We start from the raw sequence: 15168 nt of genomic DNA on the forward strand, positions 1-15168 counted from the left end.
GAGGAGAACCCATGCCGGATCTGCCCCGTTTCACCGCCGCGGCCGTGCAGGCCGCCCCCGTCTACCTGGACCCGGCCGCCACCGTGGACAAGGCCGTGGCCCTGATCCACGAGGCAGCCGGCCACGGCGCCACCCTGGTGGTCTTCCCCGAGGTCTTCGTCCCCGGCTACCCGTACTGGAACTGGACGATGACCCCGGTCCAGGGCTCCCCCTGGTACGAACGCCTCTACCGCGCCGCCGTGGACGTCCCCGGCCCGTACGTGGACACGCTGCGCGCCGCCGCCCGGCAGGCCGGCGTGGTGCTGGTGATCGGCGTCAACGAGCGCGGGCGGCACAGTCTCGGGGTGCTCTACAACACCCTGCTGATCATCGGCGATGACGGCGAACTGCTCGGCGTTCACCGCAAGTTGGTGCCGACCTGGGCCGAGAAGCTGACCTGGACGCCCGGCGACGGCAGCTCCCTGCGGGTCCACCGCACGGCCGTCGGCCCGCTCGGCGCGCTGGCCTGCGGCGAGAACACCAACACCCTGGCCCGTTTCACCCTGCTGGCCCAGGGCGAACTCGTCCACGCCGCGAGCTACATCGCCCTGCCGGTGGCCCCCGAGGACTACGACATGGCGGAGGCGATCGCGCTGCGCGCCGCCGCGCACTGCTTCGAGGGCAAGCTGTACACCGTGGTCTCCTGCTCCACGATCTCGCCCGAGATGGTGGACCTGATCGCCGGCGAGGACCAGCAGGTCCGTAAGCAACTCGCCCGCCCGCGCAGCGCGTTGTCCGGCATCTTCGGCCCCGACGGGCGCCCGGTGGGCGAACCGCTGGTGGACGAGGAGGGCATCGTCTACGCCGAGATCGACCTCGGCCGGTGCATCCAGCCCAAGCAGATGCACGACATCGTGGGCCACTACAACCGCTTCGACGTCTTCCGGCTGCACGTGGACAACCGTCCGCTGCGGCCGCTGGCACTGGAGGAGGAGGCATGACCAGCCACCACGGCATGACCGGCCACGAGGGCACGGCCGGTCACGAAGGAACGGCCGACCACGACGACGACCGGATCGGCCGCGCCAGGGTCGGCGACAGCCCCGAACTCACCGCCTACTACGAGGAACTGGCCGAGCACGAGGCCGGCGCGCTGTGGACGGTGGCGAACGAGATCGAGCCCTGGTACCCGCAGCCGAGGTCGGTACCGGTGCTCTGGCGCTACGCGGACCTGCGCCCGCTGGTCCGCAAGGCACTGCCGCTGGTCAAGGCCGACGACGCCGGCCGCCGGGTGGTCATGCTGGTCAACCCCGGACGCCGCGAACTGAGCGCCGCCGTCGGCCTGTTGTACACCGGCCTGCAGATCATGGGCCCCGGCGAGGCGATGACCGCGCACCGCCACCAGGCCGCCGCCCTGCGCTTCGTCCACGAGGGCACCGGAGCCTGGACGATCGTGAACGGCCAGAAGCTCAAGGTCGGCCCGCGCGACTTCGCCATCACGCCCAACAACTCCTGGCACGAGCACGGCAACGAGTCCGACGACGCCCCGGTGATCTGGCAGGACGGCCTGGACATCCCGCTGGTCAACATGCTCGACGCGAACTTCTACGAGGTGCACCCGGAGCTGTACCAGCGACCCGGCCCGGTGGTGAACTCCTCGCTGCTGAGCTACGGCGGCAACCTGCTCCCGTACGGCGTCGAGACCTGGACCAGGCCCTACTCCCCGCTGCTCGGCTGGCCCTGGGAGCCGAGCTACCACGCACTGTGCCAACTCGCCCGGGCCACCGAGGGATCGCCGTACGACGGCGTGATCATGGAGTACACCAACCCGGTCACCGGCGGCCCGGTGATGCCCACCATGGCCGCCCACCTGCAGCTGCTGCGCCCCGGCCAGGCCACCCGCGCCCACCGCCACACCGGCTCGGTGGTCTACACGGCGGCCAAGGGGCGCGGTGTCTCGGTGATCGCCGGGCAGCGCTTCGCGTGGCGGCAGGGGGACGTCTTCGTCGTCCCGTCCTGGGCCTGGCACGAGCACGCGAACCTCGACCCCGGCGAGGACGCCTGTCTGTTCTCGTTCAACGACTTCCCGGTGATGCACGCGCTCGGCCTCTACCGCGAGGAGGCCCACCCGGACCCCGACGGGCACCAGTCCGTCACCGCCCGGTAACCCACCGACCCGCCACCGCCCGGTGGCCAATCCCCGGACCGTCACCAAGGAGCCCCGACCATGCACCTGTTGACCTACTGCGCGGACGGAGACGAGACCCCGCGCCTCGGCGCCCGGCTCGGCGACCGGGTCGCCGATCTGACCGCCCTCGCCACCGCCGCCGGCGCCCGACTGCCCGACGGCCTGCTGGAGTTCATCCGGGCCGGCGAGCCGGCGACGGCCACCGCCCGCGCGCTGCTCACGGCCACGCCGACGGACCACCCGGCTCTGCGCCCGCTCACCGAGGTCTCGCTGCGCGCACCCCTGCGGCCCGGCAAGATCGTCGGCGTCGGCCTCAACTACGTGGAGCACGTCTCCGAATCGCACCGCACCCTGGACACCGACCGCGAACTGCCCGACCGCCCGGTGCTGTTCAGCAAGCCCGCCACCGCCGTCACCGGCTCGGGCCAGCCCATCCGGCACAACGCCGACCTGACCAAACAGCTGGACTGGGAGTGCGAACTCGCCGTGGTGATCGGCGAACCGGCCTTCCGGGTGGCCGAGGAGGACGCCTGGCGGCACGTGTTCGGCTACAGCATCGTCAACGACGTCAGCGCCCGCGACCAACGCCGCTCCGGGCAGTGGTTCTTCTCCAAGGGCCAGGACAGCTACGCGCCGTTCGGCCCGGTCGTGGTCACCGCCGACGAGATCCCCGACCCGCAGGGACTCGACCTCTCGCTCCGGGTCAACGGCGAGCTGCGGCAGGACTCCAACACCCGCCACATGCTGTTCGGCATCGCCCGTCTGATCGCCGACATCTCCTCCGGCGTCACGCTCGAAGCGGGCGACGTGATCGCCACCGGCTCCCCGTCCGGCGTCGGCGCCGGCATGGTGCCGCCGCAGTTCCTGCAACCCGGCGACCTGGTCGAGGCCACCATCGAGCGGATCGGCACCCTGGCCAACCCGGTGGTCGACGCCCGCTGAACCGAGCCCCCGCACGGAGCCCCGGAAACCCGGAAAGGAGCCCCACGCCCCCATGACCACCTACCGGATCGGCCAGATCGTCCCCAGCTCCAACGTCACCATGGAGACCGAGGTCCCCGCCCTGCTGCGGGCCCGCGAGGCGGTCGCGCCCGAGCGGTTCACCTTCCACTCCAGCCGGATGCGGATGACCAGGGTCACCCCCGAGCAACTGCGCGCCATGGACGCCGAGTCCGACCGCTGCGCCATCGAACTCTCCGACGCCCGGGTCGACGTGCTCGGCTACGCCTGCCTGGTCGCCGTGATGGCCACCGGCCCCGGCTACCACCGCGAGGCCGAACAGCGGCTGCACCGCCGCACCGTCGAGAACGGCGCCCCCGCGCCCGTGGTCACCAGCGCGGGCGCCCTGGTGGCCGGCCTGCACACGCTCGGCGCCCGGAAGGTCGCCCTGGTCACCCCGTACCTGCGGCCGCTGGCCCGGACGGTGGTCGACTACCTGGCCCACGAGGGCGTCCAGGTGCTCGACTACGCGGCCCTGGAGATCCCCGACAACCTCGACGTGGCCGCCCACGACCCGGCGAGGCTCCCCGCCATCGCCCAGCGCCTCGCCCACGCAGACGCCGACGCGGTGGTGCTCTCGGCCTGCGTCCAGATGCCCTCGCTGGCCGCCGTCGAGGAGGCCGAGCAGCGGCTCGGCAAGCCGGTCGTCTCGGCGGCGATCTGCACCGCCCACCAACTGCTGCGAGCCCTCGGCCTCCCCGCCTTCGCCCCCGGCGCCGGACACCTGCTCTCCGGCGCCTACGCGGAGGCCTGAAGCCGACACCGATCCGCCGACGGCCGGCCACCGCTATGATCACCACGAGCTGCCGGGGAGGAGGCCCACCATGTCGGAGAGCACACCCCGGCCCAGCTCGCTGATCCACACCGTGTACGGCGAGTTCGTGCGCCGCCTCGGCGGCTGGATATCGATCGCCGACCTGATAGCGCTGATGGCCGAACTCGACGTCGACGGCCCGGCCGTCCGCTCGGCCATCTCCCGGCTGAAGAAGGCCGGCACCCTGCTCCAGGAACGCCGCGGCGGCACCGGCTACCGGCTGGCCCCGGCGATGGGCCCGGTGTTCGAGGAGGGCGACCGCCGGATCTTCCACAGCCTGGAGCCCGCCGAACTCGCCGACGGCTGGGTGGTCGCGGTGTTCTCGGTGCCCGAGTCCGAGCGCGCCCACCGCCACCGGCTGCGCTCGCGGCTGAGCTGGCTCGGCTTCGGCAACGCCGCCCCCGGCGTCTGGCTGGCACCCGCCCGGCTGCTGCCGGACGCCCGGCGCCTGCTGGAGCGCCTCGGCCTGAGCGCCTACGTGCACCTGTTCCTGTCCGCCGAGTACGCGGGCTTCGCCGAACTGCGCACCGCGGTGGCCGACTGGTGGGACTTCCCGGCGATCGAGGCGCAGTACGCGGCCTTCGACGACGCCTGGCGCCCGGTCGCCGCCGACCTGCGCGGGCAGCCGCGGATCGACCCGGTCGAGGCGTTCCGCGACTACGTGCCGATGCTCACCCAGTGGCGCCGACTGCCGTACCTGGACCCGGGCCTGCCCGAGCCGCTGCTGCCCGCCGACTGGAACGCCGTCGCCGCCCGGGCCGTCTTCACCGAGCTGCACGCGCTGCTCGCCGAGCCCGGCCTGCGGTACGTCGAGAAGGTCACCGGTCTGTCGGCCGGCGGCCCACCCCACCAGGAGCCGCGATGACCGACCCCGACCACAACGCCGCGCCCGACTCCGCACCCGCACCCGCACCCGCCGACCTGCTGATCCGGGCCGCCGCCGTGCACACCCTCGTCCCCGGCGAGCCGCCGCAGCGCGCGATCGCCGTCACCGGGACGCGGATCACCGCCCTGTCCCCCGCCCCCGACGGCCTGGACGCCCTGATCGGAACGGCCACCGAGGTGCTGGACGCCCCCGCCGCGACGGTGCTGCCCGCCTTCGACGACACCCACACCCACCTGATCCTGGCCGGCCACAGCGTCCACGGCGTACCCGTCCACCAGGCCCGGGACCTCACCGGGTTCCTCGGCCTGATCCGCGAGCGCGCCGCCCGGACCCCGGCCGGACAGTGGATCCACACCACGATCAACTGGCAGGAGGTGCACCTGGCCGAGCAGCGGATGCCCACCACCGAGGAGCTGGACCGGGCCACCGCCGACCACCCCGTGCTGGTCCGCCGCGGCGCCTACAACATGGTGCTCAACTCGGCCGCGCTGCGCCTCGCCGGCATCACCGCCGCCACCCCGGCCCCGCCCGGCGGCGTGATCGAGCTCGACGAACAGGGGCGGCTGACCGGACGGCTGATCAACAAGGCGGTCGAACTGGTCGAGCGGGTGCTGCCGCGCCCCGCGCGCACCGAACGCGTCGCCGGTCTGCGCGCCGCCTCCGCCGACTACGCCGCGACCGGGATCGGCACCGTGCGCGACTGCCTGGTCCCGGTCGAGGACCTCGACGTGCTGCGCGCCGCCCGGGCGGCCGGCGCGCTCTCCGTCCGGGTCCGGGCGCTGGTCTCCGGTTTCGCCGCCCGTACCCCCGAACAGGTCGACGCGCTGCTGGACCGGATGGACGCCTGGCGCGCCGCCGGCGAGGACGACGACCTGCTCCGAGTGTGGGGCGTCAAGTTCGGCATCGACGGCGGCTTCGAGGCCGGCGCCCTGGACGAGCCCTACCAGGGGCAGCCCTGCTACCACGGCCGGCTGCTCTGGGAGCCGGCCGAGCTGGTCGCGGCCGTCGAACGGGTGGTCGGGCGCGGCTGGCGGGTCGGCGTGCACGCCTGGGGCGACCGCGGCCTGCGCACCCTGCTGGACGTCTTCGAGGAGGTGCTCAAGCACCGCCCCGGCCTGCCGCCCGGCACGCTGGTGGTCGAGCACGGCGGGCTGGCCCGGGCCGACCAGCGGGCCCGGGCGATCGCACTCGGCATCCCGGTCACCGTGCAGCACCCGCTGCTGCACGACGGCGCGCTCACCCAGCAGCGGGCCTGGGGGCGGGAGCGGACCGCCGGGATCTTCCCGCTGCGCGAGTGGCTCGACGAGGGCGCACTGCTCGCCGCCGGCTCGGACTTCCCGGTCGGCCCGTACGGCGCGATGGTGTCGGTGTGGGGCATGACGACCCGCCGGACCACCGCCGGCGTGGTCGGGCCCGAGCACGCCATCGACCGCGCCGAGGCGATCGCGCTGCACACCGTCGACGCCGCCAGGCTGATGGGCGAGAGCGCCGAGCGCGGCAGCCTGCGACCGGGGGCCCTGGCCGATCTGACGGTGTGGCCGGTCGATCCGCTGAGCTGCCCGGTCGACGCGCTGCGCGGGCTGCGCCCCGAACGCACCGTCGTCGGCGGACGGACCGTCCACGGCACCGCCGGGTAGCGGTCAGCCCTGCGCCGTCCGGACCTCCTGCAACAACCCCCAGGTGAAGTCGGCGGTGCACGGGCGCGCCCGCCCGTCGGTGTCCGGGGCGGTGAAGTCGAGCTGGAAGCGGGTGGGCGCGCTGCCCTCGCGCGGCCGGGCGGGCGGGAACGCGGCGCCCAGGTCGGCGACCACGCAGCTCCACGGCGTCAGGTCGGCGAGCGTGCGCAGCCCGGGCGCCGGGGCGTCCGGGCCCCGCACCAGCCACTCGTTCAGCAGCGGCCGGCCGGTCTCCGCCGGGCCGAGCAGGCTCTCGAAGCGCAGCTCGGGCCAGAGCGGCAGCGCCCACTGCCGCGCGGTGCAGGCGAGGTCCCCGATCCGGCGCGGCACGGCCGCCTGCGGGGGGCCTAGCACTGCGGCGCAGCGGTCGGCGCCGCGTGGGAACCGGGGCGAGCGGATCATCGCCTGCCAGCGCTTGTTCGCCTCCCGCAGGGCGGCGCGGGTCGTGCCGAGCCGCCGCACGGCCTGCTCGACCAGGTCCGGGTTGAAGTCGGCCATCCGGCGCAGCAGCACGAGCTGGAACTCAGTGGCCCCGAAGCCTTGGATCGCCATGGCAGCAGGGTAGTGCCTGGGGACCGGCACCACCCTGCCGCCGTAGGCGTCCAGCCGGCGCAGGCGTTCGGCGACCGCGCGGGCTCAGCGGCCCCAGGCGGTCAGCGACTGCGGGCGTTCAGCCGACGTACGCCGCCAGGTGCTCGCCGGTGAGGGTGGAGCGGGCGGCGATCAGGTCGGCCGGGGTGCCCTCGAAGACGATCCGGCCGCCGTCGTGGCCGGCGCCCGGGCCGAGGTCGATGATCCAGTCGGCATGGGCCATCACTGCCTGGTGGTGCTCGATGACGACGACCGACTTGCCGGACTCCACCAGCCGGTCGAGCAGGCCGAGCAGCTGCTCGACGTCGGCGAGGTGCAGGCCGGTGGTCGGCTCGTCGAGGACGTAGACGCCGCCCTTCTCCGCCATGTGGGTGGCCAGCTTGAGCCGCTGCCGCTCGCCGCCGGACAGCGTGGTGAGCGGCTGGCCGAGGCTGAGGTAGCCGAGCCCGACGTCGGCCAGGTTGCTCAGGATGCGGTGGGCGGCCGGGATGCGCGCCTCGCCGGTGCCGAAGAACTCCTCCGCCTCGGTCACCGGCATCGCGAGCACCTCGCTGATGTCGCGGCCGCCGAGGCGGTACTCCAGCACCGCCGCCTGGTACCGCTTCCCCTCGCACTCCTCGCAGGTGCTGGCGACGCCGGCCATCATCGCCAGGTCGGTGAAGACCACGCCGGCGCCGTTGCAGTTCGGGCAGGCGCCCTCGGAGTTGGCGCTGAACAGGGCCGGCTTGACGCCGTTGGCCTTCGCGAACGCCTTGCGGATCGGCTCCAGCAGCCCGGTGTACGTCGCCGGGTTGCTGCGCCGCGAGCCGCGGATGGCGCCCTGGTCGACGGAGACCACGCCCGCCCCGACGGGGATCGAGCCGTGCACGAGCGAGCTCTTCCCGGAGCCGGCGACGCCGGTGATCACGGTCAGCACCCCGAGCGGGATGTCGACGTCGACGTCGCGCAGGTTGTTCGCCGTCGCGCCGCGGATCTCCAGGGTGCCGTTCGGCTCGCGCACCGCCTTCTTGACGGCGGCCCGGTCGTCGAAGTGGCGGCCGGTGACGGTGCCGCTGGCCCGCAGGCCGTCGACGGTGCCCTCGAAGCAGACGGCGCCGCCCGCCGTCCCGGCACCGGGGCCGAGGTCGACGACGTGGTCGGCGATCGCGATGGTCTCCGGCTTGTGCTCCACGACCAGCACCGTGTTGCCCTTGTCCCGCAGCCGCAGCAGGAGTTCGTTCATCCGCTGGATGTCGTGCGGGTGCAGACCGGTGGTGGGCTCGTCGAAGACGTACGTGACGTCGGTGAGCGCCGAGCCGAGATGCCGGATCATCTTGACCCGCTGCGCCTCCCCGCCGGACAGCGTGCCGGACGGGCGGTCGAGCGAGAGGTAGCCCAGCCCGATCTCCACGAACGAGTCGAGGGTGTGCCGCAGGGTGCCGAGCAGCGGCGCCACCGCCGGCTCGTCGAGGCCGCGGACCCAGTCGGCCAGGTCGCTGATCTGCATCGCGCAGGCGTCGGCGATGTTGATCCCGCCGATCCGCGAGGACCGGGCGGCCTCGCTGAGCCGGGTGCCCTCGCACTCGGGGCAGGCGGTGAAGGTGACCGCCCGGTCGACGAACGCCCGGATGTGCGGCTGCAGCGCGTCCCGGTCCTTGGCGAGCATCGACTTCTGGATCTTCGGGATCAGCCCCTCGTAGGTGAGGTTGACCCCGTTGACCTTCACCTTGGTCGGCTCGCGGTACAGGAAGTCCTGCATCTCCTTCTTGGTGTACTTGCGGATCGGCTTGTCCGGGTCGAGGAAGCCCGAGTTCGCGTAGATCCCCACCGTCCACCAGCTGTCGGTCTTCCAGCCGGGGATGGTGATCGCGCCCTCGGCGATCGACTTGGAAGCGTCGAAGAGCTGGGTGAGGTCGATGTCGGAGACGCTGCCGCGGCCCTCGCAGCGCGGGCACATGCCACCGGTGATGCTGAAGCTGCGCCGCTCCTTGACGGTCTGACCGCCGCGTTCGACCGTGACGGCGCCCGCCCCGCTGATCGAGGGGACGTTGAAGGAGAACGCCTTGGGTGAGCCGATGTGCGGCTGTCCGAGCCGGCTGAAGAGGATCCGCAGCATCGCGTTGGCGTCGGTGGCGGTGCCGACCGTGGAGCGGGGGTCGGAGCCCATCCGCTGCTGGTCGACGATGATCGCGGTGGTCAGCCCCTCCAGCACGTCGACCTCGGGCCGCGCCTGGGTCGGCATGAAGCCCTGGACGAAGGCGCTGTACGTCTCGTTGATCAGCCGCTGCGACTCCGCGGCGATCGTGTCGAACACCAGGGAGCTCTTGCCGGAGCCGGAGACACCGGTGAACACCGTCAGCCGCCGCTTCGGGATCTCGACGCTGACGTCCTTGAGGTTGTTCTCGCGCGCGCCGTGCACGCTGATCAGGTCGTGGCTGTCGGCGTGCTGGGCCACAGGCGGCCGCGCGGCCGTCCTGGTGGGCTTGCTCATCGTCTCTCCATCTGTGCGGCGGGGCCGCCGTCGCGGGTGGATGATCGCCGGTTCGCCGCTCGGGGAGGGGAGCCCGTCGGCCGGCACCGGCCCGGCATGGCCGAAAGCCTAACCGGCGGGGGCCACCGCGCCCGGGGCCCGTCCAGGACTTTCGTTCGAGCACACGTTCGATTCTGGGCGTACGCTGGCCCTATGCGCAGCACCGTCCACCTCCAGCCCTCGCTGTTCGACGACGCCGACGACGCCGACGGCGTCCGCCTCGGCCCGCTCGACGGGCTCCGCCGGGCCGTCCTGGGCGACGGGGCCTGGCTGGACCTGCTGCCCGGGTGGCTGCACGGGGCGGACCGACTGTTCGAACACCTCGCCGCCACCGTGCCCTGGCGGGCCGAGCGCCGCGAGATGTACGAGCGGACGGTCGACGTACCGCGGCTGCTGGCCTCCTACCCGGCCGGCGCCGAGCCGCCGCACCCCGTCCTCGGGCAGGCCCGGACGGCACTGAGCCGGCACTACGCGCGGGAGCTGGGCGAGCCGTTCCGCACGCTCGGCCTCTGCTACTACCGCGACGGCCGGGACAGCGTCGCCTGGCACGGGGACCGGATCGGGCGCGGCGCCCGCGAGGACACCATGGTGGCGATCCTGTCCGTCGGCGAGCCGCGCGCCCTGCTGCTGCGACCGCGCCACGGCGGCGGCCCGGTGGTGCGCCGGCCGCTCGGACACGGCGACCTGGTGGTCATGGGCGGCTCCTGCCAGCGCACCTGGGAGCACGCGATCCCGAAGACGGCCCGGCCGGTGGGCCCGCGGATCAGCATCCAGTTCCGGCCGCACGGCGTCGCGTAGGAACGCCGAAGCCGAGGTGCTGGGCCGGGCCCACCACCTCGGCGATCGACGGCAGTCTCCGTCCGGTCGCGCCCCCGGCCGACGTCAGTCCTTCACCGCGCCCGCCAGCCCGGACACCAGCTTGCGCTGGACCGCGATGAAGAAGATCAGCACCGGCACGGTCATCAGCGTGGACGCCGCCATGATGCCGCCCCAGTCGTTCTCGTCCGGCTTGAAGAAGACCAGCAGCGCGGACGGCAGGGTCTGGTTCTGGGTGGCGCTGATGATGAAGGTCTTGGCGAAGACGAAGTCGTTCCACGCCGCGATGAAGGAGAACACGCTGGTCGCGGCGAGGCCCGGCGCCACCAGCGGCAGCAGGATCCGCCACAGGATGCGGGTGCGGCTGGCGCCGTCGATCTGCGCGGCCTCCTCGATGGACACCGGGACGGCCGCGACGAAGCCGCGCATCATCCAGATGCCGAACGGCAGCGAGAACGCCAACTGCACCAGGATCAGCGAGGCGAGGGTGTTCAGCCCGATGCCGGGGGCGAACCGGCCCGCGTCGCGGAACATGAAGAACAGCGGGATGGTGAGCGCCTCGACCGGGATCATCTGGGCGATCAGGAACATCACCATGACGGTGGTGCGGAACCTGAACCGGAACCGGGTCACGGCCACCGCCGCCAGGAACACCACGATGGCCGAGAGCACCACCACCGACAGCGCGATCACCAGGCTGTTCACGAAGTACCGGCCGAAGCCGTCCACGCTGAGCACCTGGCGGAAGCTCTCCAGGGTGGGGTGGGCCGTCCACGGCTTCGGGTCCAGCGACTGCACCTCGCCCTCGGGCTTGAAGGCGGAGAGCACCATCCAGAAGATCGGGAAGGCGGTGACGACCGCCAGCACGATCGCGCCGGTGTTGGCGGCGAGCCGCCACCGGCCGCGGGTGTTCCGGGTCCGGCTCTTCGGGGCCCGGCCGGTCGGCGTCGGGCCGCCCGGGGTTCCAGTGGCCCGAACGGGGTTCACGGTGGTCACAGTTCGTTCCCCGTCCGTCGCAGGGTGCGGATGTAGAGGACCGTCGGGACCACCAGGATCAGCAGCATGATCACGCCGATCGCCGCGCCGAGCCCGTACTGGGAGGAGGCGAACGCCTTCTGGTACGCGTACACGTTGAGCACGAGGTTCTGGCCGGCGATGCCGCCGCCCTCGGTCATCACGTAGATCTGGGTGAAGACCTTGAAGTCCCAGATCACCGACTGGATCACCACGATGGTCAGGATCGGCCGCAGCATCGGCGCGGTGATCCGGCGGAAGGTCGTCCAGGTGTTGGCGCCGTCCAGGGCGGCGGCCTCCATGATCTCCTCCGGGATCGCCCGGATCCCCGCGTAGAGGGTGACCATCACGAACGGGAAGGAGTGCCACACCACGACGGCGCCGACGATCAGGAACGCCGTCCACTTGTCGTAGAACCAGTTGAACTCGTGGAAGCCCGTCAGGCCGAGCTTCACCAGCGTGTGGTTGACCAGGCCGAGGTTGGTGTCGAACAGGAAGCTCCACACCGTCGAACCGGTCATCGCCGGCGCCGCCCAGGCCGCCATCGCGGCGGTGGTCAGCACCAGCCGGGGCCACCGCCCGACCTTGGTCAGCAGGACGGCGAGGGTGGCACCGACGGCCAGCGTCGCGAGCACGCAGAACGCGGCGAAGCCGACCGTCTGCAGCAGCACCGACCAGAACTGGCCGTCGTTCAGGATCTTCGCGTAGTTGCCGAAGCCGACGAAGGAGGTCGGGGCGCCCCCGGAGGCCTGGGCCTGCCCGAAGTCCAGCACGGACAACAGGCCCAACTGGTAGATCGGGTAGGCGACCAACGGGATCAGGATGACCGCGGCTGGCAGGAGCAGCAGTAGCGGGGGCCGGCGGCGCCGGCCGCCCGAGGGTGCGGCCGGCGCCCTGCCCCCACGGCGCCCGCGCGGGGAAGGCGGCGCCGTCGGGGCGGTCGTGGTGGATACGGACACGTGCGGGACCTGCTCTCTTCGGGGCGCGGCCGTCAGTGCGCGGCGAAGGCCGAGGTGATCTGGTTCGCGGCGTCGCCCGAGGCCTTCGCCACGTCCGCCTTGCCGGTGACGACCTGCTGGAGCATGGTCGGGATCACCGCCTGGGCGTCGATCTGCGCCCACGCCTGGTCGAGCGGGACGAACCTGGTGCCGGCCGCGATGGTGTCGGTGAACGGCTTCAGGAAGGCGTCCTTGGCGGCGACCTTGCCGCTGACGGACTTGAGCGTCGGCAGGTTGCCCATCGCGTCGTACATCTGCTCCTGGTACATCGGGCCCGCCAGCAGTTCGGCGAACTCGACGGCGAGCGTGCGGTGCTTGGCCGCCTTCATCACGCCGAGGTTGTTGCCGCCGGCGAACGCGGGGGCGACCGAACCGGGCTTCTCCCCGGGCAGCGGCACCACACCGTACGTGCCCTTCACCGCGCCCGCATCGACCTTGCTGCGGCTGGAGTTGGGCAGGATCGCCATCGCCGACTTGCCGGCCGCGAACAGGTCGACGGTCTTGCCGCCGGTCAGATCGGCGCACTGCTGGGCGGGGCAGCCGTCGTCGCCGAAGAGGTCGGTGTAGCGCTTGATCCCAGCCTGCGAGGCGGGCGAGTTGATGGCCGCCTTGTACGCGGAGCCGTCCTTGGTGGCGATGTCGCCGCCCGCGTCCCAGACGAACGGCAGCGCGCCGAAGGTGTACTTGCCGCCGATGGCGATGCCGAAGGTGTCGGGGTGCGCCGCGTGGATCTTCCGGTTGGCGGTGACCAGTTCGGCGTACGAGGTCGGCGGGGTGAGCCCGGCCTCGGTGAACAGGTCGGTGCGGTAGAAGAGGGCACGCACACCGACCCACCAGGGCAGTCCGTAGGTCTTGCCGTCCACCACGGCGGTCCTGGCGATCGCCGGGTCGAGGTCGCCCTTGTCCTGCCACGTGTCGAGGTCGGCGCCGATCTCGGCGAGGCCTCCGGCCGCGACGTAGCCGGGGAGGTCGGTGTTGCCGAACTCGACCAGGTCGGGGGCGCTGTTGGGGTCGTTGAAGGCGCCCTTCATCTTGGCCGCGCGGGCGGAGGCGTCGGTGTCGATGTAGCTGACCTTGACGGTGACGCCCTGGTGGGAGGCCTGGAACTCGCTCACCGCCTTGCCGATCACGGCCTCCTTGGCCGCGTTGCCCGCCTCGTTGTACAGCCAGACCTGGAGGGTGCCGGTCCGGTCGTCGGCGGCCTTGTCGCCGGCCGGCGCGGCGGTGCCCGGCGCGCAGGCGGTCGCGGCGAGGCAGCCGGCGGCGAGCACGGCGGCCGCGGCGGCCCGTCGGTTGAGTCGCATGGGTGGAGACCTCCCCTCCCGACAGTTGCCGCCGAGACGTGCGCCGCTCGGGACGGGCACGTCGAAGCAGGCCCTGACCGGGGCCGATGGTGAGTGTGGGTGGTGGACGGCCCGGACGCGCTGGGGGGCGTCCCGGGCAGGCCGGTGCGGGGGTACGGCAGGGCGGACCGTTCGGGTGTGGCGGCGTCGCCTGCTCGATGGCAGGGACGTTAAGCGGGGGCAATCGGCGCCAACAAGAGGGGGTTCGGGAAGTTTTGCACTGCACAACGTTGTGTCGAAGAAGCGGAGATCCGAGCGCGAACGGGTACCTTCTGACAACCGCCGCCGAGCGGAGGAACACCGGCAGAACGAGACGAGGGACGGACCCATGACGGAGACGGGGCCCGAGGCGGAGACCGAGCGGCCCGCGGACCCGACGGCCGAACGGCCTGCTGGAGCGGCCACCGGCAGGAAGCCCGCGACCGAACGCAACCAGTCCTCCTCACTGCGCCGCGCGCTCGCCGTCCTCGGCCACGTCCGCGACCACGGCGACGGGCGCGGCGTCCCGCTCGCCCAACTCGCCGACGCGCTCGGCCTCAACAAGAGCACCGTGCTGCGGCTCGCCGGCCCGCTCCTCGACGAGCACCTCCTCGACCGCGACCGCGAGACCGGCTGGTTCCGCCTCGGACACGGCTCGCTCCGCCTCGGCCAGGCCTACCTCTCCACCCTCGACCTGCGCAGCGTCGCCGCCGAACACCTGCGCCGGCTCCAGCGCGAGGCCGGCGAGACCGTCCACCTGACCGTCTGGCAGGCCCCGGGGATCGTCTACCTGGACAAGGTCGAGGACGAGACCAACGTCCGCATGGCCTCCCGGGTCGGCAGCCGGGCCCCCGCCTACTGCACCGCCACCGGAAAGGCCATCCTCGCCTGGCTGCCCGACGAGGCCGTCGCCGAGGTCGTCGCCGCGGGCCTGCGCCCGGTGACCGCCTGGACCATCTCGGACGAGACCCGGCTGCGCGCCGACCTCGCCCGGATCCGCGCCCGCGGCTACTCCATCGACGACCGCGAGAACGAGCCCGAGGTCCGCTGCGTCGCCGCGCCGATCTTCGACCACGCCGGCGAAGTCACCGCCGCTCTGTCGGTCTCCGGCCTGACCTCCCGGATGACCGCCGCCCGCGTCCGCGCCCTCGGCCCGGTCGTCGCCCAGGCCGGCCTGCGGATCTCCCGCGAACTCGGCTCCGACCGCCAGCCGTCCTGATCCGCGGCCCCCGCCCCGGAAAAGCGGACGAGGTCCGGCGCCCCGAAAGGCACCGGACCTCATCCGACCACTGGAGCGCCAGGCCCGGATCGCACGGACTCTTCCTACTGAAAGTAGGACGTGCTCTGGTAGCACCACTGACGCCTGACGAGGAATC

General features: G+C 72.6%; 13 protein-coding genes. 8 read left to right on the top strand and 5 right to left on the bottom strand.

All coding sequences use genetic code 11. From position 1 onward, the window contains the following. Window positions 1-11 precede the first annotated feature (11 nt). From P3T27_RS36650 to P3T27_RS36675, 6 genes are all read left to right on the top strand, one after another. The gene (locus tag P3T27_RS36650) at window positions 12-980 is read left to right on the top strand and encodes a carbon-nitrogen hydrolase family protein (protein ID WP_280685643.1); all 969 of its coding nucleotides are present in this window, start codon (window positions 12-14) and stop codon (window positions 978-980) included. Next, entirely contained in the window at window positions 977-2146 is a 1170-nt protein-coding gene (locus tag P3T27_RS36655; RefSeq protein WP_280685644.1) for a cupin domain-containing protein, read from the top strand. Before P3T27_RS36650 ends, P3T27_RS36655 begins: the two co-directional genes overlap by 4 nt. Window positions 2147-2206: 60 nt before the next feature. Then, on the top strand, window positions 2207-3109 hold the full coding sequence (locus tag P3T27_RS36660) for a fumarylacetoacetate hydrolase family protein (RefSeq protein ID WP_280685645.1): 903 nt from the start codon (window positions 2207-2209) through the stop codon (window positions 3107-3109). A 52-nt stretch (window positions 3110-3161) separates the two neighbouring features. Next, the gene (locus P3T27_RS36665) at window positions 3162-3920 is read left to right on the top strand and encodes an Asp/Glu racemase (protein WP_280685646.1); all 759 of its coding nucleotides are present in this window, start codon (window positions 3162-3164) and stop codon (window positions 3918-3920) included. 70 nt (window positions 3921-3990) lie between these two features. Further along, entirely contained in the window at window positions 3991-4845 is an 855-nt protein-coding gene (locus P3T27_RS36670; RefSeq protein ID WP_280685647.1) for a PaaX family transcriptional regulator C-terminal domain-containing protein, read from the top strand. After that, window positions 4842-6503, top strand: coding sequence for an amidohydrolase (locus tag P3T27_RS36675; RefSeq protein WP_280685648.1), 1662 nt, complete (start codon window positions 4842-4844; stop codon window positions 6501-6503). The genes P3T27_RS36670 and P3T27_RS36675 overlap by 4 nt, the downstream gene beginning before the upstream one ends. Window positions 6504-6506: 3 nt before the next feature. Here P3T27_RS36675 and P3T27_RS36680 read toward each other — a convergent pair whose 3' ends face one another. Further along, window positions 6507-7094, bottom strand: a complete 588-nt coding sequence (locus tag P3T27_RS36680) for a hypothetical protein (protein WP_280685649.1) — start codon at window positions 7092-7094, stop codon at window positions 6507-6509. 118 nt (window positions 7095-7212) lie between these two features. After that, a complete protein-coding gene (locus P3T27_RS36685; RefSeq protein ID WP_280685650.1) occupies window positions 7213-9603 on the bottom strand; it encodes an excinuclease ABC subunit UvrA in 2391 nt (796 codons plus the stop codon). A 192-nt stretch (window positions 9604-9795) separates the two neighbouring features. Here P3T27_RS36685 and P3T27_RS36690 point away from each other — a divergent pair, with 192 nt between their 5' ends. Next, entirely contained in the window at window positions 9796-10440 is a 645-nt protein-coding gene (locus P3T27_RS36690) for an alpha-ketoglutarate-dependent dioxygenase AlkB (RefSeq protein WP_280685651.1), read from the top strand. 84 nt (window positions 10441-10524) lie between these two features. Here the strand turns inward: P3T27_RS36690 and P3T27_RS36695 are convergent, their stop codons facing one another. The 3 genes from P3T27_RS36695 to P3T27_RS36705 form a co-directional block, all read right to left on the bottom strand. Beyond that, entirely contained in the window at window positions 10525-11328 is an 804-nt protein-coding gene (locus P3T27_RS36695; protein WP_280685658.1) for a carbohydrate ABC transporter permease, read from the bottom strand. 122 nt (window positions 11329-11450) lie between these two features. Beyond that, window positions 11451-12431 (bottom strand): sugar ABC transporter permease, encoded by a 981-nt coding sequence (locus tag P3T27_RS36700; protein WP_280685652.1) that lies wholly within the window; start codon window positions 12429-12431, stop codon window positions 11451-11453. A gap of 32 nt (window positions 12432-12463) precedes the next feature. Then, window positions 12464-13774, bottom strand: a complete 1311-nt coding sequence (locus tag P3T27_RS36705) for an extracellular solute-binding protein (RefSeq protein ID WP_280685653.1) — start codon at window positions 13772-13774, stop codon at window positions 12464-12466. A 367-nt stretch (window positions 13775-14141) separates the two neighbouring features. Between P3T27_RS36705 and P3T27_RS36710 the strand changes: the two genes are divergently transcribed. Beyond that, window positions 14142-15011: an IclR family transcriptional regulator gene (locus P3T27_RS36710; protein ID WP_280685654.1), complete on the top strand. Its 870-nt coding sequence runs from the start codon at window positions 14142-14144 to the stop codon at window positions 15009-15011. Window positions 15012-15168: the final 157 nt, after the last annotated feature.

It is taken from the genome of Kitasatospora sp. MAA19 (assembly GCF_029894125.1).
GTDB lineage: Bacteria > Actinomycetota > Actinomycetes > Streptomycetales > Streptomycetaceae > Kitasatospora.